Source organism: Streptomyces sp. ACA25 (assembly GCF_028200735.1).
Lineage (GTDB): Bacteria > Actinomycetota > Actinomycetes > Streptomycetales > Streptomycetaceae > Streptomyces.
Map to the genome: position 1 here is coordinate 1 of NZ_JAQKPV010000067.1, position 1175 is coordinate 1175.

The following is a 1175-nucleotide window of genomic DNA, read 5'->3' on the forward strand; positions in this document are numbered from 1 at the left end:
TCCCCCGCGCGCGCCCTCACCGCGCTCGGCCGGGCACTGGACGCGGGGGACACCTGCGTGACGGTCGCCGACCTGCGGGGGGAACGCTTCGCGAGTGTGTTCACCTCCGCCCGTCCGAGCCCTCTGCTGGCCGAACTGCCCTGGGCTGCCGCCGACACCGACGCAGCCGGCACGGCGGGCGGCGCCAGTGCCTGGGCCGGCCGCCTGACCGCGCTGTCGGGCCCCGAACGTGACCGTGCCGTCCTCGGTCTCGTGCGCGAGGAGGTCGCCGCCGTGCTCGGCCACGCCACCCCGGACACGGTGCAGCCGGATCGGCCGTTCAAGGACCTCGGCTTCGACTCACTCACTTCGCTGAACCTGCGGGACCGCCTGTCCACGGCGACCGGCCTCCGGCTCCGCGCCACCCTTGTCTTTGACTACCCGAACTGCGTGACGCTCGCCGGTCACCTGGCGGCCGAGGCATGCGGAGACGTAGGCGCTCCCGTCGAGGCGGGCACCGCGCTCTCGGCCGTGCACTCCGATGAACCGATCGCCATTGTCGGCATGGGCTGCCGCTACCCGGGTGGCGTGTCCGGTCCGGGCGCGCTGTGGGAGGTCGTCGCCGAAGGCCGTGACGTGATCGGTGCGTTCCCCACCGATCGCGGCTGGGACCTCGACGCCCTCTTCACGGGCGACGGACCCGGCACCAGCTACTCCCGGCACGGCGCCTTCCTGACCGGGGCCGCTGATTTCGACGCCGAACTCTTCGGCATCTCCCCGCGCGAAGCGCTCGTGATGGACCCGCAGCAGCGGCTGCTGCTCGAGTCCGTTTGGGAGGTCCTCGAGCGAGCGGGCATCGATCCTCAGTCGCTGCGCGGCAGCCGCACGGGCGTCTTCGCGGGTACGAACGGCCAGGACTACGCCTCCCTCGCTGCGCTCGGACCGGAGGGTGCCGAGGGCTACCTCGCGACGGGCACCACGGCCAGCGTGCTGTCGGGGCGTGTCGCGTACGCGTTCGGGCTGGAGGGCCCGGCGATGACGATCGACACGGCGTGCTCGTCGTCCCTGGTGGCCCTGCACCAGGCAGTGCAGAGTCTGCGCAACGGAGAATGCTCGATGGCTGTGGCTGCCGGTGTGACCGTCATGGCCACTCCCGCCGCTTTCATCGAGTTCAGCAGACAGCGAGGGCTGGCGGT

At 72.0% G+C, this 1175-nt stretch carries 1 protein-coding gene; it reads left to right on the forward strand.

The features are described 5' to 3' along the window. Window positions 1-1175: type I polyketide synthase (locus PJ985_RS23180; RefSeq protein ID WP_271685851.1), on the forward strand; the 1175-nt coding region annotated here is incomplete at both ends.